Annotated in this window: 44 protein-coding genes and 1 pseudogene; 28 read left to right on the top strand and 17 right to left on the bottom strand. The window is 53.2% G+C overall.

Annotation, left to right across the window (positions count from 1 at the left end):
- Positions 1–56: 56 nt before the first annotated feature.
- From DD606_RS03840 to DD606_RS03775, 15 genes are all read right to left on the bottom strand, one after another.
- Positions 57–377 (bottom strand): hypothetical protein, encoded by a 321-nt coding sequence (locus DD606_RS03840; protein ID WP_129258238.1) that lies wholly within the window; start codon positions 375–377, stop codon positions 57–59.
- Entirely contained in the window at positions 374–592 is a 219-nt protein-coding gene (locus DD606_RS03835; RefSeq protein WP_129258236.1) for a hypothetical protein, read from the bottom strand. Before DD606_RS03835 ends, DD606_RS03840 begins: the two co-directional genes overlap by 4 nt.
- Positions 589–1248 carry an MT-A70 family methyltransferase gene (locus DD606_RS03830; protein ID WP_058648524.1) on the bottom strand — a complete coding sequence of 220 codons (660 nt, stop codon included), beginning with the start codon at positions 1246–1248 and terminating at the stop codon, positions 589–591. Before DD606_RS03830 ends, DD606_RS03835 begins: the two co-directional genes overlap by 4 nt.
- Entirely contained in the window at positions 1245–2006 is a 762-nt protein-coding gene (locus DD606_RS03825; protein ID WP_063938383.1) for a phosphoadenosine phosphosulfate reductase family protein, read from the bottom strand. Before DD606_RS03825 ends, DD606_RS03830 begins: the two co-directional genes overlap by 4 nt.
- Positions 2003–2155 (bottom strand): DUF1317 family protein, encoded by a 153-nt coding sequence (locus DD606_RS03820; protein ID WP_006809793.1) that lies wholly within the window; start codon positions 2153–2155, stop codon positions 2003–2005. Before DD606_RS03820 ends, DD606_RS03825 begins: the two co-directional genes overlap by 4 nt.
- Positions 2152–2580, bottom strand: a complete 429-nt coding sequence (locus DD606_RS03815; RefSeq protein ID WP_129258234.1) for a regulator — start codon at positions 2578–2580, stop codon at positions 2152–2154. Before DD606_RS03815 ends, DD606_RS03820 begins: the two co-directional genes overlap by 4 nt.
- Positions 2577–3257 (bottom strand): lambda exonuclease family protein, encoded by a 681-nt coding sequence (locus DD606_RS03810; RefSeq protein ID WP_129258232.1) that lies wholly within the window; start codon positions 3255–3257, stop codon positions 2577–2579. Before DD606_RS03810 ends, DD606_RS03815 begins: the two co-directional genes overlap by 4 nt.
- Positions 3254–3460, bottom strand: a complete 207-nt coding sequence (locus tag DD606_RS03805; RefSeq protein ID WP_047721664.1) for a helix-turn-helix domain-containing protein — start codon at positions 3458–3460, stop codon at positions 3254–3256. The genes DD606_RS03810 and DD606_RS03805 overlap by 4 nt, the downstream gene beginning before the upstream one ends.
- Positions 3457–4302 (bottom strand): phage recombination protein Bet, encoded by an 846-nt coding sequence (bet, locus tag DD606_RS03800; protein WP_129258230.1) that lies wholly within the window; start codon positions 4300–4302, stop codon positions 3457–3459. Before bet ends, DD606_RS03805 begins: the two co-directional genes overlap by 4 nt.
- Positions 4303–4320: 18 nt before the next feature.
- Entirely contained in the window at positions 4321–4605 is a 285-nt protein-coding gene (gene gamL, locus DD606_RS03795; RefSeq protein WP_129258228.1) for a host nuclease inhibitor GamL, read from the bottom strand.
- Positions 4606–4612: 7 nt separating this feature from the next.
- Complete coding sequence (locus tag DD606_RS03790; RefSeq protein ID WP_129258226.1) at positions 4613–5584, bottom strand: hypothetical protein; 972 nt, start codon at positions 5582–5584, stop codon at positions 4613–4615.
- 70 nt (positions 5585–5654) lie between these two features.
- Complete coding sequence (locus DD606_RS03785; protein WP_023327239.1) at positions 5655–5795, bottom strand: host cell division inhibitory peptide Kil; 141 nt, start codon at positions 5793–5795, stop codon at positions 5655–5657.
- Positions 5792–5950 carry a hypothetical protein gene (locus DD606_RS25880; RefSeq protein ID WP_047727208.1) on the bottom strand — a complete coding sequence of 53 codons (159 nt, stop codon included), beginning with the start codon at positions 5948–5950 and terminating at the stop codon, positions 5792–5794. The genes DD606_RS03785 and DD606_RS25880 overlap by 4 nt, the downstream gene beginning before the upstream one ends.
- Positions 5947–6156 (bottom strand): hypothetical protein, encoded by a 210-nt coding sequence (locus DD606_RS03780; RefSeq protein ID WP_129258224.1) that lies wholly within the window; start codon positions 6154–6156, stop codon positions 5947–5949. The genes DD606_RS25880 and DD606_RS03780 overlap by 4 nt, the downstream gene beginning before the upstream one ends.
- Before the next feature lie 161 nt (positions 6157–6317).
- Positions 6318–6638, bottom strand: coding sequence for a hypothetical protein (locus tag DD606_RS03775; protein WP_219824220.1), 321 nt, complete (start codon positions 6636–6638; stop codon positions 6318–6320).
- Between the two features lie 186 nt (positions 6639–6824).
- Here DD606_RS03775 and DD606_RS03770 point away from each other — a divergent pair, with 186 nt between their 5' ends.
- Positions 6825–7238 (top strand): hypothetical protein, encoded by a 414-nt coding sequence (locus DD606_RS03770; protein ID WP_139158310.1) that lies wholly within the window; start codon positions 6825–6827, stop codon positions 7236–7238.
- Between the two features lie 47 nt (positions 7239–7285).
- Here DD606_RS03770 and DD606_RS03765 read toward each other — a convergent pair whose 3' ends face one another.
- Together DD606_RS03765 and DD606_RS03760 are read right to left on the bottom strand one after the other, a co-directional pair.
- Positions 7286–7582, bottom strand: coding sequence for a hypothetical protein (locus DD606_RS03765; RefSeq protein WP_129258220.1), 297 nt, complete (start codon positions 7580–7582; stop codon positions 7286–7288).
- Between the two features lie 10 nt (positions 7583–7592).
- The gene (locus DD606_RS03760) at positions 7593–8363 is read right to left on the bottom strand and encodes a helix-turn-helix transcriptional regulator (RefSeq protein WP_129258217.1); all 771 of its coding nucleotides are present in this window, start codon (positions 8361–8363) and stop codon (positions 7593–7595) included.
- Between the two features lie 38 nt (positions 8364–8401).
- Here DD606_RS03760 and DD606_RS03755 point away from each other — a divergent pair, with 38 nt between their 5' ends.
- The 27 genes and pseudogenes from DD606_RS03755 to DD606_RS03625 all read left to right on the top strand — a co-directional run bounded on the left by DD606_RS03755 (position 8402) and on the right by DD606_RS03625 (position 24173).
- Entirely contained in the window at positions 8402–8635 is a 234-nt protein-coding gene (locus DD606_RS03755) for a helix-turn-helix domain-containing protein (protein WP_003859811.1), read from the top strand.
- 29 nt (positions 8636–8664) lie between these two features.
- Entirely contained in the window at positions 8665–9210 is a 546-nt protein-coding gene (locus tag DD606_RS03750; protein WP_129258215.1) for a toxin YdaT family protein, read from the top strand.
- An 11-nt stretch (positions 9211–9221) separates the two neighbouring features.
- A pseudogene (locus tag DD606_RS03745) lies at positions 9222–9299 on the top strand (replication protein); the annotation flags it as partial.
- On the top strand, positions 9294–9440 hold the full coding sequence (locus tag DD606_RS25875; protein ID WP_015571544.1) for a hypothetical protein: 147 nt from the start codon (positions 9294–9296) through the stop codon (positions 9438–9440). The pseudogene DD606_RS03745 and the gene DD606_RS25875, both read left to right, overlap by 6 nt.
- A complete protein-coding gene (locus DD606_RS03740; RefSeq protein WP_047748420.1) occupies positions 9433–10332 on the top strand; it encodes a hypothetical protein in 900 nt (299 codons plus the stop codon). The genes DD606_RS25875 and DD606_RS03740 overlap by 8 nt, the downstream gene beginning before the upstream one ends.
- Positions 10322–11755, top strand: a complete 1434-nt coding sequence (locus DD606_RS03735; protein WP_129258213.1) for a DnaB-like helicase C-terminal domain-containing protein — start codon at positions 10322–10324, stop codon at positions 11753–11755. Before DD606_RS03740 ends, DD606_RS03735 begins: the two co-directional genes overlap by 11 nt.
- Positions 11755–12099 (top strand): helix-turn-helix transcriptional regulator, encoded by a 345-nt coding sequence (locus DD606_RS03730; RefSeq protein ID WP_129258212.1) that lies wholly within the window; start codon positions 11755–11757, stop codon positions 12097–12099. Before DD606_RS03735 ends, DD606_RS03730 begins: the two co-directional genes overlap by 1 nt.
- Positions 12096–12293 carry a hypothetical protein gene (locus DD606_RS03725; protein WP_129258210.1) on the top strand — a complete coding sequence of 66 codons (198 nt, stop codon included), beginning with the start codon at positions 12096–12098 and terminating at the stop codon, positions 12291–12293. The genes DD606_RS03730 and DD606_RS03725 overlap by 4 nt, the downstream gene beginning before the upstream one ends.
- A complete protein-coding gene (locus tag DD606_RS03720) occupies positions 12290–12709 on the top strand; it encodes a hypothetical protein (protein WP_251995620.1) in 420 nt (139 codons plus the stop codon). The genes DD606_RS03725 and DD606_RS03720 overlap by 4 nt, the downstream gene beginning before the upstream one ends.
- On the top strand, positions 12706–13539 hold the full coding sequence (locus DD606_RS03715; protein ID WP_129258208.1) for a hypothetical protein: 834 nt from the start codon (positions 12706–12708) through the stop codon (positions 13537–13539). Before DD606_RS03720 ends, DD606_RS03715 begins: the two co-directional genes overlap by 4 nt.
- 112 nt (positions 13540–13651) lie before the next feature.
- Entirely contained in the window at positions 13652–14152 is a 501-nt protein-coding gene (locus tag DD606_RS03710) for a hypothetical protein (RefSeq protein WP_129258206.1), read from the top strand.
- A 191-nt stretch (positions 14153–14343) separates the two neighbouring features.
- Positions 14344–14799, top strand: coding sequence for a recombination protein NinB (locus DD606_RS03705; protein WP_129258205.1), 456 nt, complete (start codon positions 14344–14346; stop codon positions 14797–14799).
- Positions 14792–14962: a NinE family protein gene (locus DD606_RS03700; protein WP_129258203.1), complete on the top strand. Its 171-nt coding sequence runs from the start codon at positions 14792–14794 to the stop codon at positions 14960–14962. Before DD606_RS03705 ends, DD606_RS03700 begins: the two co-directional genes overlap by 8 nt.
- Positions 14955–15596 (top strand): recombination protein NinG, encoded by a 642-nt coding sequence (locus DD606_RS03695; RefSeq protein WP_129258201.1) that lies wholly within the window; start codon positions 14955–14957, stop codon positions 15594–15596. The genes DD606_RS03700 and DD606_RS03695 overlap by 8 nt, the downstream gene beginning before the upstream one ends.
- A 183-nt stretch (positions 15597–15779) precedes the next feature.
- Positions 15780–15896 (top strand): hypothetical protein, encoded by a 117-nt coding sequence (locus tag DD606_RS26355; protein WP_022651096.1) that lies wholly within the window; start codon positions 15780–15782, stop codon positions 15894–15896.
- Positions 15896–16705, top strand: a complete 810-nt coding sequence (locus DD606_RS03680) for an antitermination protein (protein WP_129258199.1) — start codon at positions 15896–15898, stop codon at positions 16703–16705. The genes DD606_RS26355 and DD606_RS03680 overlap by 1 nt, the downstream gene beginning before the upstream one ends.
- Before the next feature lie 543 nt (positions 16706–17248).
- Positions 17249–17650, top strand: coding sequence for a putative holin (locus tag DD606_RS03675; protein ID WP_001514183.1), 402 nt, complete (start codon positions 17249–17251; stop codon positions 17648–17650).
- On the top strand, positions 17647–17922 hold the full coding sequence (locus DD606_RS03670; RefSeq protein WP_112020644.1) for a phage holin family protein: 276 nt from the start codon (positions 17647–17649) through the stop codon (positions 17920–17922). The genes DD606_RS03675 and DD606_RS03670 overlap by 4 nt, the downstream gene beginning before the upstream one ends.
- A 2-nt stretch (positions 17923–17924) precedes the next feature.
- Entirely contained in the window at positions 17925–18467 is a 543-nt protein-coding gene (locus DD606_RS03665; protein ID WP_045344894.1) for a glycoside hydrolase family 108 protein, read from the top strand.
- Positions 18464–18742, top strand: coding sequence for a hypothetical protein (locus DD606_RS03660; RefSeq protein ID WP_129258197.1), 279 nt, complete (start codon positions 18464–18466; stop codon positions 18740–18742). The genes DD606_RS03665 and DD606_RS03660 overlap by 4 nt, the downstream gene beginning before the upstream one ends.
- Complete coding sequence (locus tag DD606_RS26350) at positions 18693–18890, top strand: hypothetical protein (protein WP_129258254.1); 198 nt, start codon at positions 18693–18695, stop codon at positions 18888–18890. The genes DD606_RS03660 and DD606_RS26350 overlap by 50 nt, the downstream gene beginning before the upstream one ends.
- A 321-nt stretch (positions 18891–19211) precedes the next feature.
- Positions 19212–19730 carry a Rha family transcriptional regulator gene (locus tag DD606_RS03650; RefSeq protein ID WP_058655469.1) on the top strand — a complete coding sequence of 173 codons (519 nt, stop codon included), beginning with the start codon at positions 19212–19214 and terminating at the stop codon, positions 19728–19730.
- Positions 19731–20036: 306 nt separating this feature from the next.
- The gene (locus DD606_RS03645) at positions 20037–20255 is read left to right on the top strand and encodes a hypothetical protein (protein ID WP_045341918.1); all 219 of its coding nucleotides are present in this window, start codon (positions 20037–20039) and stop codon (positions 20253–20255) included.
- Positions 20256–20258: 3 nt separating this feature from the next.
- A complete protein-coding gene (locus DD606_RS03640; RefSeq protein WP_045341919.1) occupies positions 20259–20678 on the top strand; it encodes a terminase small subunit in 420 nt (139 codons plus the stop codon).
- Positions 20675–21922 (top strand): PBSX family phage terminase large subunit, encoded by a 1248-nt coding sequence (locus tag DD606_RS03635; RefSeq protein ID WP_129258196.1) that lies wholly within the window; start codon positions 20675–20677, stop codon positions 21920–21922. Before DD606_RS03640 ends, DD606_RS03635 begins: the two co-directional genes overlap by 4 nt.
- A 15-nt stretch (positions 21923–21937) precedes the next feature.
- The gene (locus tag DD606_RS03630; RefSeq protein ID WP_059356544.1) at positions 21938–23287 is read left to right on the top strand and encodes a phage portal protein; all 1350 of its coding nucleotides are present in this window, start codon (positions 21938–21940) and stop codon (positions 23285–23287) included.
- The gene (locus DD606_RS03625; protein ID WP_059356545.1) at positions 23247–24173 is read left to right on the top strand and encodes a phage minor head protein; all 927 of its coding nucleotides are present in this window, start codon (positions 23247–23249) and stop codon (positions 24171–24173) included. Before DD606_RS03630 ends, DD606_RS03625 begins: the two co-directional genes overlap by 41 nt.
- Position 24174: the final 1 nt, after the last annotated feature.

Raw genomic sequence — 24174 nt, 5'->3', positions numbered from 1 at the left:
GAAGGTGAACGCCAGCAATAAAAAAGGCCGACTAAGCGACCTGGCGATTAGTGTTTTCATAGTGGGTTTCTTTTGGGTTTGCTTTTCGCAGCTCCAGCAAAAAACAGAGCGTAGACGAGAGCAGAGGCCGCTAATGCCGTATGGTCGGTGACGATGAGGGCATAAATTGTCATCACGGATAGAGGAATGCTTAGCCACAAATATTTCATTTCCTCAAGCACGAACTCATGGGTGAGGCCTCCGCAGAAAACCCCAATCCACGCCAAAACAGAAATAACCAGGTATGAGTAATAGGCAAACTGTTGTGCCTGCTCATTACCTAAAAGAAGACACCCGATAATGGCTAGGCTAATTGCCGTTGATAATATTTTGCTCACGATTCAACCCCGAAGCGGCGATTAAGCCGCCCTGTGTATACGACAAACTCCAGGAGGCTAACTCCCAGAGCTTCAATTTTCTTGTGATGCTTGTTGATGATGGGAGGCACCGTTTCGTTCCAGTTAGACTTTGGCTTCTTGCGCATGGCCTGCTGGATTTCTTCGGTGCAGCGGCGGCAGGCGGCGCGGATGGCGTTGTCTTTTTCTGGTGTCATGCGACCTCCGTTTTCACAACATCGATGGCGCAGCCGGGTAACAATTCAACCGCGGCGGTGGAGCACTGGTTTCCCCAGTGGTGCCAGCCTGGCGCCGCGCTGCGGCTAAACAGTTCAATGCGCGGCACATCGCCGTAAAGAAGCTCCAGCCGGTGGCGCACTTCCCACGGCTTTTCGCTGTGCGCGCCGAGCGGGCTGTATACCACCTGCTTAATCCCGGCGTGCTTACGTTCCAGCCCGGCGCCGCGGGTGGCAATCAGCAAGTCCTCAGTGTTGGCCCGTGTGTGGTTGCCTCCATTCATGCGCGTCTCGGCGTTAAGCATGTAGAGGAAGTCGTAAAAGTCGGTGACTTCACCCTCGGCCAGCGCCTTGTTGATGCGCAGTTCTGCGTTCTGATTCAGCTTCACCCAGGTAAAGCCCTTCATCGTGCGAACGGTAAAGCCCCAGGCTTCGGCCAACTCTATCGCCTCCTGGTTATGCGTGCCGGTGTACCACATCGCCAGCACAGCGTTTTCGGCGGCAAGTTCCCACACTGGCAGACGCTTGATGTCGATTAACTTCATAGTGGAGTAGTGGTCGGCTGCGGCGCCGTTGCTGATGGTGTTGCCGTAAGACCAAGGCGGATCAGCGTAGATAAGAGAGTATCTTCCGGTCATGCTGCCAGCTCCTTTATCGGGATGCGGTTCATGTGCATCGTGTACCCGGTATGCGCCTCCAGCGCTGCGTACTGCTCAAGCAGCTCGGGGTGATGCCGTCCACCGTTCCGCAGGTCGTTTCGGCTCGCCATGATGCAGAACACGCAGCTAAGACGCTCATTTCCCAACGCGTAAGCGTAATGCGGTTCCTGACCGGCCTCGCGAATTGAGGCAAACACCTCTTCCACCTTCAGCTCATGAATTGGCAACCATTCGTACCAGGTCAGCACCGAGTTGGAATCAGTTTCGTTCTTGCGAAACACCTGACGCTTGGCTCGGCCAGGGGACTCCTGGGCGCGCAGACCGAGACAGTTGACGATTACTTTGAAACCGTTCGCCTTCGCGTAGGCTCTCACCTCACGCTGGATAGGGCCGCGCTTCAGGTCACTAGTGCATTGTCTCGTGCTAGCTGACGGCCAGCTCGGCACTTCTGGGCGATTCGCAAAGCGTCGCTCCACCATCTCCAGCAGGGTCTTGCGCGCCCTGGCAACGATGAACGGCAGTCCAGAACCCCCAGCCTGCTTCTCGGCTAGCTCCAGCGCGCCAGGCCATTCCATGGCGCCAAGCGAAGCATGCACTACGACGATCTGCTTTGGCGGGATAACCTCAAGCAGCTTGATAAGCATCGTTTGACTATCTTTACCGCCAGAATGATTTGAAACGAAAAGGGCGCCTGATTTTACGAGGGCGTCTATGTCCTGGTTGGGGATGTTATTCATGCCGCCTCCTGCCTTTCCCGATATTCCTCAGCGAGCCGCTGCGCCTTTAATGGATTGCTTACCACTTCACCCCATGGCATTAGCCAGCCGTTACCAATGAATGGAAGGCACAGTGTGCCAACCCTGATGTCGTCGTGAGCGTGAGTCATAGGATGGACTCCATTTCGTCGATGTAGAGGCCCTGAGCTATCAGGCGGCGACGGCGTGCTGCACGCGCTATGCATTCCTGTCTTCTGCCTTCCTGCGACTGCTCAATGGCGCGCCGGGTGAACAGGCGTGATTTGCCTTGCGGCGTTACGACCTTTGGCTTGCTGGCCAGGCTAAATGTCCGGTCGCAGATACCGTCCTCGTTGCGCCATGTTTCCGACGCGACAATTTGCGCTATTTGTCCGGCGCCGCGGGTAATGCCGTTGGCCACCCGGTTAAACTCAATGAGCGTTACGCCAAACTTCTCAGCGATTTCGCTACCGGTTACCGGGCGGCCGCGCGTCTGAATCATCCAGATAACGCGTTCGCGGAGGCCGGAGAATTGCCCGGTTCGCCCGGGCCTGCGGTAAAAGGGTGTGCGTTTCATTTCCACTGCTCTCCGAACGTGAAGCCGATCTCCGCCAGCGCCTCGTCCATCTTCTCGATGAACTCCGGCACCATTTCGTTGAAGACGGACATGTACTGCGGATCCCGCTCAACGACGACATGGTGAATGCCTTCGCGTTTCATGCGCGGGTCGTAGTTAGCAAAGAACCATGCGTCTTTCCCGGTCACCCACATGCTGTACTGTACCTGGGCCATGTACGCAGACTTGATGGCTTCGAAACCGCCAAGGCGGAATTTCATGAAGTCGCGAGAGGTGAACGGGCATTTCAATTCGAGGCCGAAATCGTTACTGCAAAGGCCGTCAGGGGAGCACGCAGTGCGCATGCTCTCGTCACGGAACAGGATCGGAGACTCCGTGACTTTCACGTCGGTGGTGAACTCGAAGAGGGTGCGGGCGTCTTCTTCATACTGCTTGCCCCAGGCCAGCGCCTTGGCGTTAACCTCTGGCACGACGCCGGTGCATACCTCGGCGAGCAGCGTGTGGAAGTAGGACATTTTCATATCTGTCCACTTCTTCCCCGATCGTGGTTTGGATATGACGTTGTGCACTTCAGAGGCGGTGATAACGCCGAGGCGCAGCCGGTGCCATTCCTCGTCGCCCTGTTGAATAGTGGTTACGTCAATGCCGGTCCGGGCAAGGATAATTTCTGGTGTCATAGTTTTACCCTGTATACGTTCTGCTTATTTGAACGGGTGCCATCGTGAAACCATATCGCGCACCTGGTGACTTCTATCCATTTGCGCCGCTCAAGCTCGGCGATGAACCATGACACGCGAGACTTTGAGATGCCTAAAATCTTTGCCATGTCGCGAATGCTGTGTTTTCCGCTTCGCAGCAGTGAAAGGAGTGAGGGTGTCATGCTGCCGCCTTAGCTTTTTTCTGAAGGAAGTTGAATCCTTTCTGTGCCTCTTCTTCAGTAAGGTCTGACGCCTCAAGAATTGGCCGTTTGAAGATGTCGCTGCACACTGGGAGGAAGTCTTGCTCCCAGTCTTTATTCAGTGATGTTAAGAGATCGGTGATCGCCTGAAGTGTTTCTTCGCTTGCTGCTGGTGGAAGCGCTTCAGTGGTGCTGCGCGGCGTGACGTCACGGATATCTACGTCCAGTGATTTACCTTCCATTTCTTCGGCGGTAGGCTGCTGTCCAATCTCAGGCCATGCTTTACGCAACGCCTGGGCTTCCGCGCATTTCGCCAGCTGTCCGTATGGGCGCTTTTTCCACATTGCATTCGGAGCTGTGGTGTCGCGGCCGCCGGTGGCGTAGTTTTCAATCCAGTATTCTTTGGCGCTGAACTCGACGATCTCTCCGCTAGGCATGCGCTTGTAGACGGTGTATTTGCACCACTGAGGGAAGGTTACCTCGACACCAGAAAGCGTCTGCGTCGTGTCTGGACCGAACTCTGGTTCGCGGGCGCCGGCATAATCGCCGGAACGGTCTGCCTGAATACGGTAAAGCCCGATTCCCGGCATGACCACGTCGCGCCAGTCGCCTTTACCTGTTTTCGAGTCTTTGACGTACATCGGGACGAGGTGGACAGGTTTGAGCAATGGGTCCAGTTGGCGGGCGCGACAATAATCAAGCGCCATCATTACCGATTCGTCTTTCGCGCCAGGGTAGATGCTGTTCTTCAGCGCGCTCCAGGTGGAGACGTCGACGCCTATCTCCTGAAGCGACGTCGCTGTGATTGTTAATTCGTTTGCCATCGTTAATCCCCTCAAAAATTAAAACGGGCAGCCGGTACGGTGTTCCCAGTCGTATTCCGCCTGGGCGTAAGCAACTGCCGAAATGAAATCGTTGTAGGCCTCGCCAGCTTTATCGCTGCGAAGTCCTTCGTATGGGCTGGAGTCAATCGGTACGGAGAAGTGGAAGAGGCCGGACGGCTCTTTTGGCATCATGTCGATGATTTGCTGCGCCCGGTCGTCGACCCACTTCTCTTTCTCGTCGCCGAGCTGCTGCTCAGCCCAGCGCCGATCTTCGATGCGGTCGTAAGGGAGGTATGCGTTCATGGTTGCCTCAGTAATGAATTTTCGCGCAGGGGATCAGGTCATCTTTCAGAGCGGTAAGCACTTCGATAGCCTGCTCGCGGGTTAAGCTGGTATGGCTGGTGAGCGCGTTAACGATGTTGGTGCCGACCGTCTTGCGGTGTTTCACGTCAGCTTCGCGCTTTGCCTGCTCATCGGCGATGCGCTTCTGCTCAGCCAGGCGGGCTTCTTCTGCCTGCTTTGCCTTTAGGCGCTCAGCTTCCACTGCCGCGGCTTTTTCGCGTTCTGCCCGGGCTTCTGCTTCCTGCTTCTCGCGTGCCGCACGCTGTTCCGCTTCAATGCGCTGGCGTTCCGCCAGTTCAGCGCGGGCTTTCTCTTCTGCTTCACGGCGCGCTGCGGCTTCAATCTCCGCTTTGTGCTTCGCTTCGGCATCACGGCGGGCCTGTTCCGCAGCTTCCCGCCTAATGCGCTCTTCGTGTTCACGCTGAGCCTGTTCCGCCATACGGCGCTGCTCTTCGCGGTCACGATCGAAAGCATCATTCATCAGCAGAGCCATTTCGTGGTCTACCTCGATCTGCGCGGCACGCTGGCGGTCAAACTCTTCGTTCATTTCCAGCGCTTCGGCGTGCATCGCGTTCATGGCTTCTTCAGCCTTAATCCGTTCCTGCTCTGCTTCCCATTCGGTGAGTGGGCGGCGGGTCGCATCGCGCAGCTCGTCGCAGGCATCAACGAATCGCTTAATTTCGGCCTCAGCCGGACGCACAGCCTCTTTCAGGCGCTTCAGGTACTCACGGCCCGGCTTTTCAATTGCCGTCTTGCTGCGGGACACCTGCGCCGCCAGAGAGGCTACACGGTCACGACCTTTCTTCGTGGACAGGTCCGGCACTTCGTTTACTGCCTGGCGGATTTGCTCGAGGTAAGCGTCAAGGCCGCCCGCTACGTAAAGCGCTGGCGCCTGCTCCGGCTTGATTTCGATGACAGTTAAGTCCGTTACTTCGCTCATGGTTTCTCCTGAAATTTGGATGTGCAGATCCCGCCCGCATTGAGCCAGGCCGATCGGTTGAATTGGGGGATTAGGCTGTTTTTCTATGCCACGGATAACCGATGGCAACCTTCATTTCGTCGTAGGCTGCCATCCACATGGCGCCATCACCGATAAACAGGGCAATGGCAGCTTTGCTCTGCGCCGCGCGCAGCAGGTGATGATTGATCATACCTTCACCTCAACCTGTTTCAGGAGGCCAGCGATATGCATCTGCCAGCGGTTAAGCGTCAGCTTATCGCGTGGTGCCGATACCGACGTCAGCTGCCACTCGTTATCGTTAAGCTTTTTGGCGGTGTACTGCTTGCCGTTGTGGGTGACTGTCATGATGCCTCCCGGGCGCGGAGCATGGCGTCTGCGACTTGATAAGCATCCAGCGCAGTACGCTCATCACTGGCTATCCATTGCGGGTTGGATAATCTGGCCTGCATAGCCTTTGCTGCGAAGAAGTCACGCAGCGTCATTCCCTCAATAGGATAATTGTGCTCACTACCTGCGACCGGAAATGCCGGACCGCCATGATTATTACTCATAAATCCTCTTGGCCTTATCGCGGCGAACGGAACGGTTAATACAAGACTTCTGCGCTTGTGCGAAAAAACAAAAAAAGTGACGGTGGATGGCCGCCGGTTGTCATAACTAAGCCGCCTCGGTGAAGCGACTGAGGTATGAAAAAACCCGCCGTGGCGGGTCTTCAGAAATAGTCTTTGTGGTCGTGCATCGCTCGCTGGAGGATCACCTTTGCATCTTCAAAGTTGGCAGATTCAAAAGCCTCTCTTATGGCCTTAGCCAGGCAAGTTGCATCGAATTCATAGTCGTCAGCTCTGCTTTCCCAGTTTGATGCCTCTTCTTCAGCCTCATAAAGGCGATCGCCATACTCGCACTCGAGCTCCTGGCGCACTTCATCACGAAGCTTCTCCTTGATGATTTCGGAGGCTTCTTCAATCGGCATTGTTTCCAGAATCGTCTCTGGCTGATGAGTGCCGTATTTCAGTGAGATATCAGTAGCAAACATGCAACCTCCAAAAAAAATGCCCGCGCGCTGGCGGGCCAAGAAGACTTTTCCAATCCAACCAGAACAGGATCATCGTCTCCTGTGCAGTTGAGATGGCAGTATTACCATCACCAAGCATCGACGCCCGGTGCTTGAGGCTGGCTCTGTCGTTACCCGCTGATGCGGGAGAAATGCTTTGGTGATTGGATGGCCGGTGCTGAACTACTCCCGGCATTGATGATTTCTCGCTGGGTAAACCTGCCTCTCACCACTTTGCGAACCGTGCCCAGGCAGCTTGAGCATCATCATCTTGACGTCTCAGCGCATCAGCCTGCGCATTCACCCAATCCCAAAACATTCCAGATACGCACCATTGCCGCTCTCCCTGAGCCCGCCGGGCGTCCGACGCATGGTTTACTGTCGCGCCGTTCGACTGACCGAATCGATGTTTCGCCGCTGGCTAACTTCGCTCAGCTGTCGATGTTTCGTTTCGATGGACTTATTAAAAACCATAGTTGTTTTATCGTCAACAACAATAGTTGTATTGGAAGTTGTTTTGGTTTTACTTGGTTGTATTTGAAAGGAATTTATTTTTTAGAAGTGATGGGTTGCGGGGTTTAGACAATAAAAAACCTCGCCGTAGCGAGGTTGTTTACATATGAGGGGGATTATCGGCGGAGTGTCTTTAGGTACTGGGTAGCTTCTTTCGCCATAGCGCATTGCTCTTTCATTTCTGCGTCCATTTTCGCTTTCACAGCATCTGAACTACTCTCACATTGCTCGTCTAATGCGGTGAAGCTGTAGGTCCCAAACATTACAGCCTTGACTACAGCCCTGCATTCATCCTGATTCTGATGTCCAGTGCATACCATTTCTGGAGCCTGTTTAAGGCTGTCGGCTGGGGTCATTTCTGAAAATGCAGGCGATGAGGAGATTAGTGCCAAAGCAATTAAAATTTTTTTCATAACTATCCCTTTACCAGATTGTCGATGTCCAAAACATTCTTCCAATGACCTGTACGCTATCAAGATCCGCTTCTTCATCAGGATGTTCGATGTGATTGAAACTACGAATGCTCAGCCTGTTCGGGCCAACTCGATAAAGTATTTTTAAGCGGTTCCATCCATCCTGGCTAATGGCATAGACCTTACCGTCCACGATTTTTTTGTCGTTGATGTTGATAGCCACCGTAGTCCCTTCAGGGATGACTGGCTCCATGCTATTCCCATGGGCAGGGAAGCACAGAACGCTTTCTCTGTGTGCATTTACACGCCGCAAAGTAGCTTTAGAAAAGCGTATTTTGTAGCCGTTATAGTCTTCGCGTGGGAATGTCCCATCGCCACAGGCCAGCTCAATATCCTTTAGAAATGGCACTTCTACCTCGTCATCAGGTAATGGGGTTGAATTATCCCAAGGCTCAACGGTACCCCACTGATCAGACGGTGGGATAGCTTCATCCTGCCCAGTGAGAAGCATAGCGCCTTCACCAGAACTCAACCATTCAGGCTTTACCTTTAACGCATTAGCAAGCTCAACCAGTTTTGTTGTCTGGTTGGCTTTTCCTGTTTCAATCTTCTGGATAGCTGCCTGGCTTACCCCGACCAGATCCCCGAGGGCCTTTTGCGTAAGGCCTCGTAATGTCCTGGCTTCCTTCAATCTTTCAGCGAGTGTCGTTTTCATACGCGCAATGTACAACCATGGTTTTATTCCATCAAACGAAAATGGTTGTTGACTAAATACAACCATAGTTTTATTTTTCTTTCATATTCACTACGGAGGTTGTTATGAACCCAACCATTAAAACCGCTATCACCATCGTCGGGTCTCAAAAAGCCCTTGGTGAAGCGTGCGCAGTGTCGCAGCAGGCGGTTTACAAGTGGCTACACAACAAAGCGAAGGTTTCTCCGGAGCATGTGAACAGCATCGTAAAAGCAACTGGTGGCGAGATTCAGGCATACCAGATTCGCCCTGACTTGCCGACGCTGTTCCCGTCACCGGCCGACAACAACGCCGCTTAACGGCGGCCCTAACCACGAAAGGGAAAGCAATGCATTCACTTGCGTATCAACAAGGTAACAAATTTTCGCCAACGGCGATGATTTACCAGAATCGCCGGGAACCTGATTCCACGGCGTTAAACATCGATGGGATCCGCGCAGCTGTTCGGGCCTGGGCAGCTGACTGCCGCAGCCGTGAATTTGTCGCGGCACTGATTGTAGAAGAGTGGAGGTCAACTGGCGGCACCGGTCTGGATATCCCGACTGACTCGCACCGCCAGATGCAGAAGGTATTCCGCTGGATTGATGGCGACACCGAATACGCCGCCAACAACATTCGCCAGCTGGCTCCGGCAATCATGGCCGTGCTGCCACTGGAATACCGCAACCGCCTGGCGCCGCAGAACGACACGATGTCTCTGATCGCCTCTGCGATGAAAGAATGTGCCGAAGCTAAGCAGGCCGTACTGCTGGACGCGCCAGAGCATCAGAAGCTGAAAGAGGTGAGCGAGGGTATAGCGTCGCTGTTCCGCCTCATGCCTGAGCAGGTAGGCCCACTGATGACGATGGTCACGTCGATGCTGGGGGTTATGTGAGAACTACAGAAATGGCGAAAGCCGGTCTGCGCGAACAGAACCGACTTTCTGGTGCAAAAACGAGAGTAGTTGCAGGAGGAATAATGGCAAAAAATCCACGCTATTACCATACCGCTGTACATAAAAACATAACCCGCGACCGCTTCATCCGCTCGGTTAATCCGATTGTGGCAGAGAAGATGCGCGCCATCCTGGAAGAACTGAAACGTAAGGAGAGTGGCCGTGGGTAACGTATCCAATTTAGCCGAAGCCAGAGAGGCCAGAAGGCTCCAGAAACCGCGCACGAATGACGGTAAGGGGTTTGCCTTGCTGCACCGTAAAATTATGGATGTGCCGTTCTACAAGGATGCTGAGGCGGCTCATTTATGGGTTCACCTGCTCCTGCGCGCCAATCACGAACAGACACTGGTATCCACGGATGTCGGAGATGTGATCTGCGAGCGCGGAGAGTTCATTACCGGTCGAAACACACTGGCAATGGAAACGGGTTTGACCGCTGATCGCGTTAAATCACTTCTCCGTAAATTCCAGAATCTGGGCATGATCACCACCAAATCGAACAACCGTTTTACTGTTCTAAAAGTGGTCAAATATGACGAATATCAGTCAAATTTTTGTCCAGCCGATGTCCAGCCAGTGTCCAGCCCAAACGCAGTCGTACCAATGCCTGCGGAGGTGGAGTGTCCAGCCGATGTCCAGCCAGTGTCCACAGATAACAATATATTAAATAACTTACTACCTAACGGTAGTAAGTATGTCGCAAATGACCAGAAACCCGCTGAAGAGAAAAAGTCCCGTTTGTCATGCGATGAAGTATGGCAATGCCTGAAAGACGAACTGCCTGAAGCCCGGGGATGGAGATGCCTCACTGATGAGCGACGCAATCTGATCCGCACCTTCTGGGGTAAGGCTAACAAGATTGCCCGCAACCTGGACGGCAAGCCGATGGATATGGACGGTTTCAGAAGTTATCTGCGCTACATCGCTCAGAACTGCCGCTGGATGCTTGAAGACAGACCAGACCAGAAATCCGGGAAGACCTGGCGCCGCATGAAATTCGATAAGTTCCTGACCGAAAAACTCTACATCGAAGTGCGCGAGGGGGATCGTGATGACCGCTGATTTCATGGCTGTACCACAAAACCTCGAAGCAGAGCAGAGCGTTATCGGTGGCCTGCTGCTGGATGATGACAACAGCGAGCGAGTCCAGAAGGTTCTGGCGATGCTCAAGCCTGAGTCGTTCTACAGCCGACCTCACCAGGTGATCTTTTCCGAGATGCGCCAGATGTTCCGCGACAACAAGCCAGTCGATGGTCTGACATTGTTCGACGCGCTCGAAGGCAAAGGGCTCGCGGAGCAGGTAGGTGGCTTTGCTTACCTGGCGGAGATCGCCAAGAACACTCCAAGTGCAGCAAACATCGTGGCATACGCAGCATCAGTCCGGGAAGCCGCAATGGAGCGCTACGGTATCAACCGTCTGACCGAAGCTACTGATTTGCTGTATTCCCGTAACGGCATGAGCGCCACGCAGAAGTACGAGGCCATTCAGGGTATTTTCACCCAGCTCGCAGACCATTCAAAAACCGGTAGTCGCCGTGGGTTGAGATCGTTTGGCGAGGTTATGGATGACTGGGTGGCGGATCTGGAGAAGCGTTTCGACCCTTCAGGCGAACAGCGTGGCATGAGTACCGGCATCCCGTCACTCGACCGACTGTTAGCGCCGAAAGGTCTGGTGAAAGGTTCCCTGTTTGTGATTGGCGCAAGACCAAAGATGGGCAAGACAACCCTGTACGGGCAGATGGCGATCAACTGCGCGATTCGCGAGAAAAAGCCAGCGCTGATGTTTAGCCTGGAAATGCCCAGCGACCAGATCCTCGAAAAGCTTGTTGGGCAGAAGTCCGGCGTAAACCCGAGCATTTTTTACATGCCCGCCACGGATGACGCCGACGACCAGTACCAGGGAGACTACGACGGCGACTTTAAGAAGGCGATCGCTACAGCGGGCCGGCTGAGTGAAATCGACATGCTGTACATCGACGACACTCCGGGCCTGTCACTGGCGCACATCGTTAGCGAAAGCCGCCGAATCAAACGCGAGAAGGGCTGCGTAGGCATGATTTTGGTTGACTACCTGACTCTGATGACCGCCGAAAAAGCCGACCGTAATGACCTTGCCTACGGGATGATCACCAAAGGGTTGAAGAACCTCGCTAAAGAGCTTGGCTGCGTCGTCGTGCTGCTGACCCAGCTCAACCGCGAACTGGAGAAGCGAGTGAATAAACGCCCGTTACCGAGCGATTCCCGCGACACAGGGCAGATTGAGCAGGACTGCGACTACTGGGTTGGTATCCACCGGGAAGGTGCTTTCGATGACAGCGTGCCCCCGGGAGAAACCGAGTTAATCCTGCGACTCAACCGCCACGGCAGTACCGGAACGGTTTATTGCAATCAGAACAACGGGGCAATTTACGACACAGACCAGCAGGCCGCCGCCGCAGAACGCCGCGGGCGTGAGCAGCAGCCGAAAAAGAAAGGGGGGTTCTGATGACCATAACAATTCGTGGGCAGATTCTTGCAGCCCTGCGTAATAACCCGGGCCTGAACAGTGGTCGTATTGCCAAGATGATAGGCATGACCACCAAAAAGATTTCCGGCCCGTTGAGCACCTTGTTTGCAGACGGCCTGATCGAGTTCGAAGGCAAGCACGGCCAGCGGCTTTATCGGTTGACCAGCTACGGCATGAAATACGCACCAAAAACCATACCGGCCATGCCGAAGGGGAATTCGAAGCTGGTGCAACGTACAGAGGCGAACGTTATCTGTCAGGAATGCCGCAACAGCGCGGCTATGAAGCGAGTATTAATGGTTTGGGGGAGGGTAGGTGTATGAAAATCGAAGATATCAAAAACGTGGCGGTGTTCTTCAATTTTAGCGGCAAGACAGTAGCGTTACGAATGGATGCTGAACAGAAACGGATCGTCGCATTATTGGCGCTGAACACGACTGATGCTCGGGCAGAACTTATTGAAGTGCCGCACATGATTTTACCAGCAGATCCAGCCATGCAGGAGGCCGCCCAGTGAGCAACATCGACACACAGGCTTTGACTGCTGAATCAGCGCGCGAATCAGGAAGCATCACTCTCATCGTGGCCGCTCGTATGGCTCGTCGTGAACTCTTCACGCCACTGCATTACGTCAGCGAGCTACCTCAGAAAGTGGTCAGTATGCGCGTATTACGCGAAGCGCTGGAGAGGTCTGAGGAAACTCTACAGCTTGAAGTATGCAAAATCGTGGACGGCCACGATCGGATGCAAAAGAAGCTGAAAGAGGCTGAGGCAAAGCTGGAAGCCGCAGAGAAGCGGATTGCTGATCAGTGCGGAATCATCGTATCGGCGAGGAAGTTTATCAGCGAGTACGCTGGTCTCGGTGATGTAGGTGCTGCTGAGTTCATAAAAATAATCGACCGCGCCGTAGCAGGAAAAGGAGCGTCATCATGAGCACTAATCTAAAGGAATGGCTCCATCAGACAATCGCTGAGCTTGAAGAAGAGCGCGATGCAACTCCCGGCGCAGTAAACGAAGACGCGGCCATGGCGTTGGCAGCGATGAAGCTGGCGCTGGCATCGCTTGAAGCGGAGCCGGTGATAAGCCATCTCGGAAGTAAAAATGCGCTTGATGCCATTGTTGCCTTCATAAAAAGCAACAGAAACCCAACTCTAAAAGACTACAACGAAGTTTCTGAGCGATTATTTCAGGACAATTGCCACGGTCTATCTAACCATGTCATTGAGTACATTAAGCAGATCGGGGAGGAGCTTGAGGAGTTGCGATCTACTCAGGACACCGCCCAGCCAGCGCCGACAGTGCCGGATAAAATTACATCGGCCAATGCGCCTGAAGTTTTCGAGATTGCTGCTGAATCTGAACGTCTTGGATTACGGGGTGCCTATGCATCATACGCTGTTGGTTGGAACGCCTGCCGCACCGCCATGATTCAGGGTTCCGAACCTGTAACGACGGCTAACAAGTTGCCAGATGATTTCGACTTCGACCGATTTAACGATGTCGTGTGGCTGGAGGCAGTTGCAAGCAATCCGCACATGCATTCACCAACAACATCGACTATCGCCATGGTGGCGCTGGAGCTCAATAAGCGACTGGAGGCTGGCAACTCTCCGGTGATTCCGGATGGTTGGGTTTTGGTGCCGAAGGAAATGACTGATGATATTGGAGAGGCAATAGCCATGCAGGCGAGCTGCTGTGGTGGAATTGCTCTTGATATCTATGAGGCCATGCTCGCAGCAGCACCGCAGCAGGAGGTGAAGTGATGCAGAACCCATTCGACGAGATAATTTAAATTTAGTATTTTTATTTTCATTGTTAGTCAAAAAAAGCTGAGCTCCGCCATAAAAACGTGGCTCAGCTTCTGAGCGCACAGATATGATATTCGAATATATAAAACAACATTCAGAGGTAATCATTTCGGGATTTTCAGTCGCCGCGGCCGTCGCCTCTGCCTGGGCTGCTATTGCTAGCAGGCAGACGGCAGCAAAAGCACTAAAAATCCAAAGCAGAATGAGCCTGTATGAGCTTCTAAAATCCATAGCCGAAAAAGCTAACTCGCACTCAAAGGGGAAAAAAGGTGCCGAGTGGAATTTTTATGACGCAGCTAACATAGTGAGATGCCTTAGCATGGCAATGGAGAACATAAAAAATCACACTGAAACTAATGACGGTCTTGATATCAAGGAGTTAAAACAATTCTTCATAAGTCAACTGAACATGGAGCTTTTTGAAGAGTTAAACTATCAAGTTGGGCCAGACGCCCTGTTTGCGACAAGGGAAGTAACCAGTATGACAAACGAACTATATTTATCCTGGATAAATATTATTTCATTTTTTAACTTCCTCGTTGTTACAAATGAAGATCTTGATAACTAAAACAAGCATTATTGATTTTTCATAATCAACCAGTCATAATTTAACCGCCGTCGGAGTTGAACGCCCGACGGTGACTTCTGCGCATTTAAGGGGACTTAAATGCGACCACAATCTGAACTCCTCACCTTGTCACAGATGCAGAAATGCACCTGCGATTTTCTGCATTCTGCGTTACCTCTAGGAGGTGGCGCATGAAGCAGAACTTTTGCATCGTTAACGATACTGTTAAACACAACCTCATTGAATACATTCGAAATCTTCCGGTAAATCCTCGCGCACCGATGGTTGTCGAGATCAGGGAAGAGACACGCACAGACAAACAGAACCGTCTGATGTGGCCGCTTCTGAAAGATCTCTCTGTCCAAGTCGTTTGGCACGGAGAAAGGCTTGAACCGAAGGAATGGAAGGACTTGATCACTGTTCTGGTTAGCCAGATACAGGACCCGGAGAGCGAGCAGAAGTCCGCGCCGGGCATCAACGGTGGCCGAGTATATTTCGGCGTCCGCACATCCAAATCCAGCAAGCGCTACATGGTCGACGTTATCGAGGCGATTTACTGGTTCGGTACCGACCGCGGCGTGAAGTTCTCCGAGGCATCCAGTAAGCGCATCGCCTGGGCGCAAGAGTGGAGGGCTTCCCGTGGGTAATCTTCTCGCACGCGTCATCACCAACGAAATCTTCCGCGTTCCGGCGCGCCGCAAGCGTAAGCCAGCGCTTAAACCGTCCGACATCCCGACACTGAAGGGCTACACCGCCCACCTAGTAGATCAGAAATGGCTGCGTCTCGCGGCGAGGAGAGGTCATGCGTAAACCATCCCGCCGTAAGTGCAAAGTATGCGGTGAATACTTCGTGCCGAAATTACATGACATCCGGATCCGCTGGTGCTGCCCGGAACACGGCGCAATCCTCGCAATGGAAGAACGCGAAAAGGAGAAGGTGAAAGCCGCCGCTAAGCGAATCAAGGAGCAGAAAGAGGCAGAGAAGGCCGGGCGCAAACGCCGCAAGGAACGCCTGGCAGAGCTACGGCCTGCCGGGTACTACAAGGCGCAGGCTCAGCAGGCATTCAACGCCTACATCCGTGCGCGCGACGCCGATTTGCCATGCATCAGCTGCGGAGAGACCAATCCCCCGGATCTGCACGGCGGTCAGTGGGACTGCGGCCACTTCAAAACGGTCGGCGCTAACCCTGAATTGCGCTTTGAAGAGCGCAACGCCCATAAGCAGTGCAAATCGTGTAATGCCGGAGCGGGCAAATACACCGCCAAAGAGGCGACGGTCGCGCAGCAATACGAAGCTGGCCTGGTTGCTCGTTATGGGCAGGATTACGTCGACTGGCTCAACGGACCCCACGAAATGACCAACTACCGACGGGAAGACTTCATCCGGATCCGCGACGAGTACCGCGCCAAGCTCAAGGCACTGAAACAGCGGGAGGCAGCGTGAAGACATTCACTCCAGTTGAAGCGAGAAAGTTCGTTGCCAGCACCTGGTATGAAACGACACAGCTTTCGAAAAGAGAAAGGCTGTATGCGAAAGCTCGCGAGCTGATAAGCGGCGATCGAGCGGAAATTATCTGCCAGACAGAGAACCCTGAATACAGAAAGTCAGCACGGGAGTGGTGGAATCATGACCAGAGCTGATTTCGAAAAGTACCAGGCAGAAAGCGTTAAGCGCGCCAACCTGCCGCCAGTAGCAAAGCACAGCCAGAACAAAACCAATCAGCCACAGAAGGAAGCCGCATAATGAACCTCGAATCAATCGCTAAATACTTTGCGCCTAAATCACCGATGTTCAGTGACTCTCCTCGCGCAACCGCATCAGACAGCCTGACCGGAACTGACGTCATGGCTGCTCTTGGTCTTGCAGGCCATAAGTGCGGCTTTGGTTTCGATCTTTACCTCTCGAAAATCGGCATCAGCAGCCCAGATATAGCACTGGAGAGACTCTATGAGCAGGCACGTAAGTTATCAGGTAAATTCAGAGCACTGTCTGAACTCGATGAATCAGCTCGGTCAGGCGTGCTTAAGGTTCTCTGCGCTTTTGCATACCAGGATTATTCAAGAAGTGCTGCCAGCACTCGAAAATGTGATTGCTGTGATGGTGGCGGATTTACAGAGGCGCAAGTATTTACCAACAAGGTCTCATATCCATGGGGGAAACCGCCATACTGGTCGAAAATGTCGCGGGCCGTTCGCCCAAGTGACTGGGAGAGCTGGACGCAGGCGCGTGAGGTGGTGCGGGTCAAATGCAAGCCGTGTAACGGAAAGGGCGTTATCAGCAATTCGTGTCGCTGCCATGGCAAAGGCAAGGTACTGGACAAAGCAGAAAGCGATCGCCAGGGCGTTCCGGTGATGAAAGCCTGTGACCGCTGCGGTGGAAGAGGTTACGCAAGACTGAAATTCTCAACGGTGATTGAGGGAATTAATACTGTTGCGGAGATAAAGAAAACGGCGGCCTATGAACAACTTCAGCCGCTCTTTGAGGAACTTGTCGCCGAATGCCATAAGCAGGAGTCTATGGCTGATGCCATTCTCTCAAAAGTAACGAGATGAAAATAATTTTCCCTAAAATTGAAAATATATAGGAAATAGGTATTGCATTTCGCGGAAAAACTGGATAGATTCATCTCTAACGCTGGGAATCCGTTCAGTCGTTCCGAAGCAAAAAAAAATTCAAGCCCGAGGTTAACGCCTTGGGCTTTTTAGTTTCTACACAACAGGAAAGAGCATTGGCGTGAAGGGCTCATAACCCAACCCACGCAGCAGCATGGAGCGCCAACGAAATGCTCAGTGCTCTGTCCGTTGTGGTGTAACTTAATTCCCGCTTGCGGGTTGAATGGGTAGAGTAACGCATCAACTGGCATAGCCAGCAGGGCAGGCATGATGCTAATGCTGAACCTGAGTATCGGTTCGAGTCCGATCGCCACACACAGAACCCACTACCTGGGACCCTTCGGCCAGAGAGCCGACATTGCCTTACCCTCACATTGCCAGCCTGTCGCTGGCTTTTTTATTTTCAGGTCCCGGGAAACATCCTCGACACGCCTACTTGTTAAATCGTCCCGAGGGCCTGAACCAACTACACACGGAATAAATATGTCTGAGACCTTCACTATCGTAGGCGTTGGTCTTACATCGTCATCAGTCGGTGTAACCTTTGCCACGCTGTTTCCGGAGGCGACTCCAGCAGTGATGCTCGGATCACTCGCCGGAACGGCGCTATACGTTCTGACCTCAGATCCCCATCAACTCTGGAAGCAGGCTATCTTTGCGCTGATATCGTTTATCAGTGGCGTGTTCTTCTCCGTACCCATGGCGAAAATCATGGCCGGAATCATCAACACGCCGTTAAGCCTGATGAAGCCACCGGCCAGCATTGAGGTATCGCCAGCTGTCGGTGCAATTGTCACTGCTTCCATTTCCGTGGCAGTCCTGCTGCGTATTCTCCGCAAATCCAAAAGCGGGAAGATGCCGGGGCTGGGGGAGGAAGATAAATGACATGGCAGCTTCTTCTGATGGATGCAAACGCCATAGTTTGCCTTTTAATCATGGTCAGGCTGATGTTTTTCAGGAAAGATGGAAAGCGTCATCGCCTGAGTGTCGCGGTGCTGGCCTATCTTGTCATTCTTGCCGCCGGATTCAATGCCTTCAACATTCTGCTCGGCCACTACGTACAGGTTAACCTAGGCGATCTGCTGCTTAACTCCGTCATCTGCATGGCGGTGTGGCTGGCGCGCGGGAACCTGGCGAAGGTCGTCATTACGGAATAGCCATGACCAAAGACGATATCTTTAACACCATTCTCGGCAAAGAGGGTGGTTATGTTGATCACCCGAACGATAAGGGCGGCCCAACGAACTGGGGAATTACTCAAGCAACCGCCCGAGCGCATGGTTATACCGGTGATATGCGAAATCTTACGCGTGAGCAGGCTCTGGCGATCCTTGAGTCTGATTACTGGTATGGCCCGCGCTTTGATCAGGTGGCAGAAGTATCCCCTTCCATTGCCGCCGAACTTTGCGATACCGGTGTGAACATGGGGCCATCAGTGCCGGTTAAATGGTTCCAGCGCTGGCTGAGCGTGTTCAACACTCAAGGCATACTCTACCCAGACCTGATTGCAGATGGGGTTATTGGCCCCCGAACTATCAGCGCATTGAAAAGCTATCTTGCTCGACGTGGAGATGAGGGAGAAATCGTATTGCTTCGCGCACTGAACTGTAGCCAAGGTCAGCGTTATCTTGAGCTGGCAGAACAGCGGCCGGCTAACGAGTCATTCGTTTATGGCTGGATGCGCGAGCGGGTGAGCCTATGACGACACTCAAATCTTTACTGGCCGCAATCGGAGTTGCGATCCTGATTGTGCTTGGTGCGTTTGGTGTGGGCCGTTTTCGCGGGCGTGAACAGGCTGAAGAAAAAGCAGACCGGCAGCGCACAGAAGAAAAGGCCGCAGCCATTGAGTCAGTAGCCGAACGCCGTGTAGAAGCAACAAAAGAGGCCAGCAATGTACAGCAGAATGTTAACCGCATGCCTGATGACGATGTTGATCGCGAGCTGCGTGACACGTGGAAGCGTCCCGGTGGCGGTTGATACAGCCTGTGACTGGGTAAAGCCAATCTATCTTACTGATCACGACATTGATGCTCTTGACCGCCAGACGAAGCGAGACATCCTGGCGCATAACAAAGCGTGGCAGGCGAACTGCCAGAAAACAAAAGAATCGGGTGCAAAGCGATGAAAGCCAACCAGTGCAGTGAAGGTTTCGACAACCCATCCAGGTTCCGCGAGGAATGGGATAAGCAGACCCAGGGGAAATAGAGCCTCATCCCTGAGGTTCTGACACAGTCTCTCCTCTGGACTTTAACCGTAGCAGAATTACAGAGCCTCGTATTAGCGGGGCTTTTTTGTATCCGCATTTCATCGCGCACCGCAGCGCATTCAAACCACGTCGAACCAAACCCTTTGAAATGAGCCTTTGAGGAAGTCAGTTAGTGCTGGCGAGCCTCGACGGGCTGATTTCCTATGCGGCAAAGGTTCATCTCAAAGAAAGGTAAACGCTATGAATAATCCGTCAGTTATTCCGGCTTTCGATTTTCGTGAAATGGTCACGACCCTCGACAACAAGATAATCACCACATCACTCAAGGTGGCGGATTACTTTGGCAAGCGACACAAAGACGTTTTGCGTGCCATACGTAACCTGAAATGCTCCGATGACTTCACCCAGCGCAATTTTGCGCCCATTGATTTCATTGATAAAAATGGCGATGTTCAGCCGATGTATAACATCACCCGCGACGGATGCATGATGCTCGTGATGGGATTCACTGGCAAAACAGCTGCCGCAGTAAAGGAGTGTTATATCAATGCCTTTAACTGGATGGCCGAGCAGCTAAACCGACGCATGGCGATGGGTGAAGAAATGCAGCACCGCTACGCCATTAAAGAAACGCGCTCAAAGCTGAAAGGCACGATCGGCAGCCGGTTGATGAACGAACGGAAGAAGGAAAAACGCGTGCTGAGGCTCGAACATGAGCACATCATGCAGGTAACGCAGCCTGAGTTGTTGATTAACTAAGCAGGCCATTACAAAGCCTATCTGCGGGTGGGCTTGATAATGCCGTAGCGCTCTAAAAGTTGAAGCCATTTCGATAGGCAAACTGTTTTGACGATCTCGTTGATTGATGGCGAGATGGCAATTATAAATGAAATTAATAAGCTTGTGGACATGTAACCTCCTATAGGAAAACGAGGCAGGCGAGTTCTGCTTCTATAGTGGTCTCTAATTATTTTGCTGCGGATCCCTTCCATCAGGAGTGGTCTTTAATGCAGAAATCACTTTGTCCAACATGTTGGACTTCACAAGCGGATAAAGAGGCTCTCAATGTCCGACATCTACCAAATCACGCTAACCACCCAAACAGGCGAAACCTTCACGGGCAAGATGTCACGACGCCAGCCTGAGCTGGTTAACGGCTTTGTGCCGCTTGCTACCGAGACGGGCGAGTGGTTGTATTTCGCTCCGGCCGACGTGAAGCGCGTGCAGTTCACGCCAGTACCGGAAGAGCAGGCCGAGCAGCCAGAAGAACAAACAACGGAGTAACGAATGGCAAGTCTGACAATTAAGCAAGAGGCTTTCTGTCAGGCATACATCGAAACGGGTAATGCTTCAGAGGCTTATCGGACGGCGTATGCTGCTGACAAGATGAAGCCAGAAGCAGTGCACGTAAACGCCAGCAAACTTCTGGATAACGCTAAGGTAGCACTAAGGGTGAAAGAACTTCAGGGAGAGATTAAGCAGCGCCATAACGTTACTGTCGATTCTCTCCTGGCTGAATTGGAAGAGGCCAGGCAGAAAGCCTTGAGCGCAGAAACTCCACAATCATCAGCTGCTGTGGCTGCGACAATGGGCAAGGCCAAGCTGGTTGGACTGGATAAGCAGATTGTCGATCACACCTCATCCGATGGAACCATGACTCCGAAGCCAACCGTGATCCAGCTACTCCCCGTTGAGCCCAAATCATGAGTAACGCCGTTCAGTTGCCAATCCCCGCAAAGCTTGCGCCACTGTTCACCGCGGTGAATAAGCGTTATCGATGCTCGCACGGTGGACGTGGCAGCGCCAAGACCCGCACATTCGCCCTGATGACTGCCGTAAAGGCGTATCAGTCGATGATGAATGGTGAAAGCGGGGTGGTACTCTGCGCGCGTGAATTCATGAACTCTCTGGAAGAGTCGAGTATGCAGGAGGTGAAACAGGCGATCCTGTCTGTTCCCTGGCTGGCCGCCAACTTTGATATCGGCGAGAAGTACATCCGCACCATCGACAAGAGCGTTAACTACGTGTTCTGCGGTCTGAGGCATAACCTCGACAGCATCAAGTCGAAAGCGCGCATTCTATTGTGCTGGGTGGACGAGGCTGAATCAGTCAGCGAAATAGCCTGGCAGAAGCTGAGCCCGACCGTTCGTGAAGAGGGATCAGAGATTTGGGTGACGTGGAACCCGGAGCGCGACGGTAGCGCCACGGATAAGAGGTTCCGCAAAGAAGCCGGCGACGACTGCATTACCGTTGAGATGAACTATACGGATAACCCGTGGTTCCCTGACGTGCTTGAAGGTGAGCGACAGAACGATCAGCGCCGCCTCGACCCGGCAACATACGCATGGGTGTGGGAAGGCGCCTACCTAGAAAACTCCGATAAGCAGGTGCTGGCCGGGAAATACCGGATCGCTGAGTTCTCGGAAAACCTCTGGAAAGAAGCTGAACGCCTGTTCTTCGGCGCAGACTTCGGTTTCGCCAAAGACCCTAACACGCTGGTGCGTTCGTTCATCCTGCATAACCGGCTGTACATCGAATACGAAGCATACGGGCAGCAGACGGAGCTCGACCACATGCCAGAGCTGTACGACACTATCCCCGGTTCGCGTGACTGGCCCATCAAGGCAGACTCCGCTCGACCCGAGACGATTAGCTATCTCAAGCGGCAGGGATTCAACATCACAGCTGCTGAGAAATGGCAGGGGAGCGTTGAGGACGGGATCGCCCATCTTCGCGGCTTCGACGAAATCATTATCCATCCGCGCTGCAAAAACGTGGCACGTGAGGCCCGCATGTGGTCGTACAAAACGGACCGCATCACCGGTGAGGTGTTGCCGAAGCTCGCCGATGGCTATGAGCACTGCTGGGACGGTATCCGCTACAGCCTCGACGGTCACATTAAGCGTAAGGGCCAAATGGCCGGGATGATGATTCCGAAACGCCTTCGCTAACCAAACGGAAAAACCATGACTGACAAATTAACTCTCGCCGTCAACCATGCGTTGAACGATGCGCGGATGGCGCGCGCCCGTATGGGACTGATGGCGCCGACGATGGGGCTGGACAATAAGCGCCATTCTGCATGGTGCGAGTATGGCTTCCCTGAGCAGGTAACCTACGAAAACCTTTATGCCCTGTACCGTCGCGGTGGTATAGCTCACGGTGCCGTTGAGAAGCTGGTGGGCAAATGCTGGCAGACTAACCCGGAAATCATCGAGGGTGACGATGCCGACGAGAGCGAAAACGAAACCGCCTGGGAAAACAAGTCAAAGCAGGTATTCAACAACCGGTTCTGGCGCTCATTTGCCGAGGCGGATCGCCGTCGCCTTGTCGGTCGTTATGCAGGAATCCTTCTGCACATCCGCGACGAAAAAGACTGGAGCCTTCCGGTTACCAAAGGGCGAGGGTTGCAGAAGGTTTCCGTGGCATGGGCCGGATCGCTAACGGTGAGCGAGTGGGACACTGGGCTGAACTCGAAGACTTACGGTCAGCCGAAAATGTGGCAGTACGCCGAACGCTTGCCGAATGGTTCAAGTCGCCGCGTCAATATCCACCCCGATCGCGTTTTCATCCTTGGTGATTACTCAGACGATGCTATTGGCTTCCTTGAGCCAGCTTATAACGCCTTTGTGAGCCTGGAGAAGGTAGAGGGCGGGTCTGGTGAGTCATTCCTGAAGAACGCCGCTCGCCAGTTAGCACTTAGTTTCGACAAGGAAATCGACTTTGGCAGCATTGCATCTATGTACGGCGTTAAAGTAGATGAGTTGCAGGATAAATTTAATGACGCTGCACGCGAGATGAATCGCGGAAATGATGTGCTGCTTTCTCTCCAGGGGGCCAGCGTAACCTCCCTCGTTTCTCCGGTTTCTGATCCGTCTCCAACCTATAACGTAAACCTGCAAACAGCCGCCGCAGGAGTTGATATTCCTACGCGTATTCTGGTTGGTAATCAGCAGGCCGAGCGCTCCAGCACCGAAGACCAGAAATACTTTAATGCTCGTTGTCAGTCGCGCCGCGTAGACCTCTCTTTCGAAATAGAGGACTTCTGCGACAAGCTTATCGATCTGCAAATCGTAGACTCAGTCAGCCAGAAGGCTGTTATCTGGGATGACCTTAACGAACAGACCGGTACTGAGAAGCTCACTAACGCCAAGACCATGGGCGAGATTAACCAGACCATGCAGGGCAGCGGCGATGAACCCGCGTTCACCCGTGAAGAGATTCGCACGGCTGCGGGCTATGACAATGATGACGAAGAGCCTTTAGGAGAAGAGGATGGCGACGAAGAAGACGAAGCCACCGATTCTGCCGCGTAACTATCAAGATCCGACCGGGGCCGATGCGCTGGAACGCCGGGCAATGAAAGACTTCGCCAGGCGGATGAATAAGATTGGCAAAGCGTACAAATCAGCATTCGACAAAATACCTTCCTCCCTCGCAGTAAACGCCAGATACGAATACCAGCTAAACCCAACGCTACTCTCCATCATCCTGAACGATGCCAGTTACCTGGTGGATCAGGTGCTGCTTGAAGGTGGCGATTACGACCTGTGGTTTTACGAGTACATCGATCTGGCTTCGGAGAAAGGGACCGGGCAGTCGTTCTACAACCTCAGCCAGCAATCCCCGGTGTACGCAGCCGGGCGTGAGTCGCTGGCGTCCATCCTCGCAAGCGATCCGTACCAGCAACGCATGGCGCTGGTGCATGCCCGTCTGTTTGAGGAAATGAAGGGACTGACGGCTGAAGTTAAGCGCGACATGGCGCGCGTGCTGACTGATGGCGTGGGCCGCGGTCTCAATCCGCTGGAAATTTCCCGCAACCTGACAGACCAGACCGGCATCGAGAAGCGCCGGGCAAACCGTATAGCACGCACTGAAGTGACTACCGCGCTGCGCCGGGCTAAGTGGGATGAAGACCAGGAGGCGAATGACCTCTTCGGCCTGAAAACGCTGCTGGTTCACATCTCTGCACTGTCACCGACAACTCGACACACCCACGCAGTGCGCCATGCCCACCTCTACACCAATGAAGAAGTGCGTGACTGGTACGGCAAAGATGGCAACTCCATCAACTGCAAATGCAGCCAGCAGTCGGTGCTGGTGGATGCGGACGGTAAGCCGGAATACCCGGACACCATCACGAAACTCAAACAGGAATATAAATCGATGCAGGCGCGCGGTTACGCCTGGGCGGAGAAATAAC

Source organism: Enterobacter cloacae complex sp. GF14B (genome assembly GCF_004136805.1).
GTDB lineage: Bacteria > Pseudomonadota > Gammaproteobacteria > Enterobacterales > Enterobacteriaceae > Enterobacter > Enterobacter hormaechei_C.
This window is presented reverse-complemented; position numbering and strand designations above follow the sequence as displayed.

Coding starts and splice junctions, on each gene's coding strand:
- DD606_RS03835 (WP_129258236.1), bottom strand. CDS start 592: ATGACACCAGAAAAAGACAACGCCATCCGCGCCGCCTGCCGCCGCTGC.
- DD606_RS03830 (WP_058648524.1), bottom strand. CDS start 1,248: ATGACCGGAAGATACTCTCTTATCTACGCTGATCCGCCTTGGTCTTAC.
- DD606_RS03825 (WP_063938383.1), bottom strand. CDS start 2,006: ATGAATAACATCCCCAACCAGGACATAGACGCCCTCGTAAAATCAGGC.
- DD606_RS03820 (WP_006809793.1), bottom strand. CDS start 2,155: ATGACTCACGCTCACGACGACATCAGGGTTGGCACACTGTGCCTTCCA.
- DD606_RS03815 (WP_129258234.1), bottom strand. CDS start 2,580: ATGAAACGCACACCCTTTTACCGCAGGCCCGGGCGAACCGGGCAATTC.
- DD606_RS03810 (WP_129258232.1), bottom strand. CDS start 3,257: ATGACACCAGAAATTATCCTTGCCCGGACCGGCATTGACGTAACCACT.
- DD606_RS03805 (WP_047721664.1), bottom strand. CDS start 3,460: ATGACACCCTCACTCCTTTCACTGCTGCGAAGCGGAAAACACAGCATT.
- bet (WP_129258230.1), bottom strand. CDS start 4,302: ATGGCAAACGAATTAACAATCACAGCGACGTCGCTTCAGGAGATAGGC.
- gamL (WP_129258228.1), bottom strand. CDS start 4,605: ATGAACGCATACCTCCCTTACGACCGCATCGAAGATCGGCGCTGGGCT.
- DD606_RS03790 (WP_129258226.1), bottom strand. CDS start 5,584: ATGAGCGAAGTAACGGACTTAACTGTCATCGAAATCAAGCCGGAGCAG.
- DD606_RS03785 (WP_023327239.1), bottom strand. CDS start 5,795: ATGATCAATCATCACCTGCTGCGCGCGGCGCAGAGCAAAGCTGCCATT.
- DD606_RS25880 (WP_047727208.1), bottom strand. CDS start 5,950: ATGACAGTCACCCACAACGGCAAGCAGTACACCGCCAAAAAGCTTAAC.
- DD606_RS03780 (WP_129258224.1), bottom strand. CDS start 6,156: ATGAGTAATAATCATGGCGGTCCGGCATTTCCGGTCGCAGGTAGTGAG.
- DD606_RS03775 (WP_219824220.1), bottom strand. CDS start 6,638: ATGTTTGCTACTGATATCTCACTGAAATACGGCACTCATCAGCCAGAG.
- DD606_RS03770 (WP_139158310.1), top strand. CDS start 6,825: ATGGCCGGTGCTGAACTACTCCCGGCATTGATGATTTCTCGCTGGGTA.
- DD606_RS03765 (WP_129258220.1), bottom strand. CDS start 7,582: ATGAAAAAAATTTTAATTGCTTTGGCACTAATCTCCTCATCGCCTGCA.
- DD606_RS03760 (WP_129258217.1), bottom strand. CDS start 8,363: ATGGTTGTATTTAGTCAACAACCATTTTCGTTTGATGGAATAAAACCA.
- DD606_RS03755 (WP_003859811.1), top strand. CDS start 8,402: ATGAACCCAACCATTAAAACCGCTATCACCATCGTCGGGTCTCAAAAA.
- DD606_RS03750 (WP_129258215.1), top strand. CDS start 8,665: ATGCATTCACTTGCGTATCAACAAGGTAACAAATTTTCGCCAACGGCG.
- DD606_RS25875 (WP_015571544.1), top strand. CDS start 9,294: ATGGCAAAAAATCCACGCTATTACCATACCGCTGTACATAAAAACATA.
- DD606_RS03735 (WP_129258213.1), top strand. CDS start 10,322: ATGACCGCTGATTTCATGGCTGTACCACAAAACCTCGAAGCAGAGCAG.
- DD606_RS03730 (WP_129258212.1), top strand. CDS start 11,755: ATGACCATAACAATTCGTGGGCAGATTCTTGCAGCCCTGCGTAATAAC.
- DD606_RS03725 (WP_129258210.1), top strand. CDS start 12,096: ATGAAAATCGAAGATATCAAAAACGTGGCGGTGTTCTTCAATTTTAGC.
- DD606_RS03715 (WP_129258208.1), top strand. CDS start 12,706: ATGAGCACTAATCTAAAGGAATGGCTCCATCAGACAATCGCTGAGCTT.
- DD606_RS03710 (WP_129258206.1), top strand. CDS start 13,652: ATGATATTCGAATATATAAAACAACATTCAGAGGTAATCATTTCGGGA.
- DD606_RS03705 (WP_129258205.1), top strand. CDS start 14,344: ATGAAGCAGAACTTTTGCATCGTTAACGATACTGTTAAACACAACCTC.
- DD606_RS03695 (WP_129258201.1), top strand. CDS start 14,955: ATGCGTAAACCATCCCGCCGTAAGTGCAAAGTATGCGGTGAATACTTC.
- DD606_RS26355 (WP_022651096.1), top strand. CDS start 15,780: ATGACCAGAGCTGATTTCGAAAAGTACCAGGCAGAAAGCGTTAAGCGC.
- DD606_RS03680 (WP_129258199.1), top strand. CDS start 15,896: ATGAACCTCGAATCAATCGCTAAATACTTTGCGCCTAAATCACCGATG.
- DD606_RS03675 (WP_001514183.1), top strand. CDS start 17,249: ATGTCTGAGACCTTCACTATCGTAGGCGTTGGTCTTACATCGTCATCA.
- DD606_RS03670 (WP_112020644.1), top strand. CDS start 17,647: ATGACATGGCAGCTTCTTCTGATGGATGCAAACGCCATAGTTTGCCTT.
- DD606_RS03665 (WP_045344894.1), top strand. CDS start 17,925: ATGACCAAAGACGATATCTTTAACACCATTCTCGGCAAAGAGGGTGGT.
- DD606_RS03660 (WP_129258197.1), top strand. CDS start 18,464: ATGACGACACTCAAATCTTTACTGGCCGCAATCGGAGTTGCGATCCTG.
- DD606_RS26350 (WP_129258254.1), top strand. CDS start 18,693: ATGTTGATCGCGAGCTGCGTGACACGTGGAAGCGTCCCGGTGGCGGTT.
- DD606_RS03650 (WP_058655469.1), top strand. CDS start 19,212: ATGAATAATCCGTCAGTTATTCCGGCTTTCGATTTTCGTGAAATGGTC.
- DD606_RS03645 (WP_045341918.1), top strand. CDS start 20,037: ATGTCCGACATCTACCAAATCACGCTAACCACCCAAACAGGCGAAACC.
- DD606_RS03640 (WP_045341919.1), top strand. CDS start 20,259: ATGGCAAGTCTGACAATTAAGCAAGAGGCTTTCTGTCAGGCATACATC.
- DD606_RS03635 (WP_129258196.1), top strand. CDS start 20,675: ATGAGTAACGCCGTTCAGTTGCCAATCCCCGCAAAGCTTGCGCCACTG.
- DD606_RS03630 (WP_059356544.1), top strand. CDS start 21,938: ATGACTGACAAATTAACTCTCGCCGTCAACCATGCGTTGAACGATGCG.
- DD606_RS03625 (WP_059356545.1), top strand. CDS start 23,247: ATGGCGACGAAGAAGACGAAGCCACCGATTCTGCCGCGTAACTATCAA.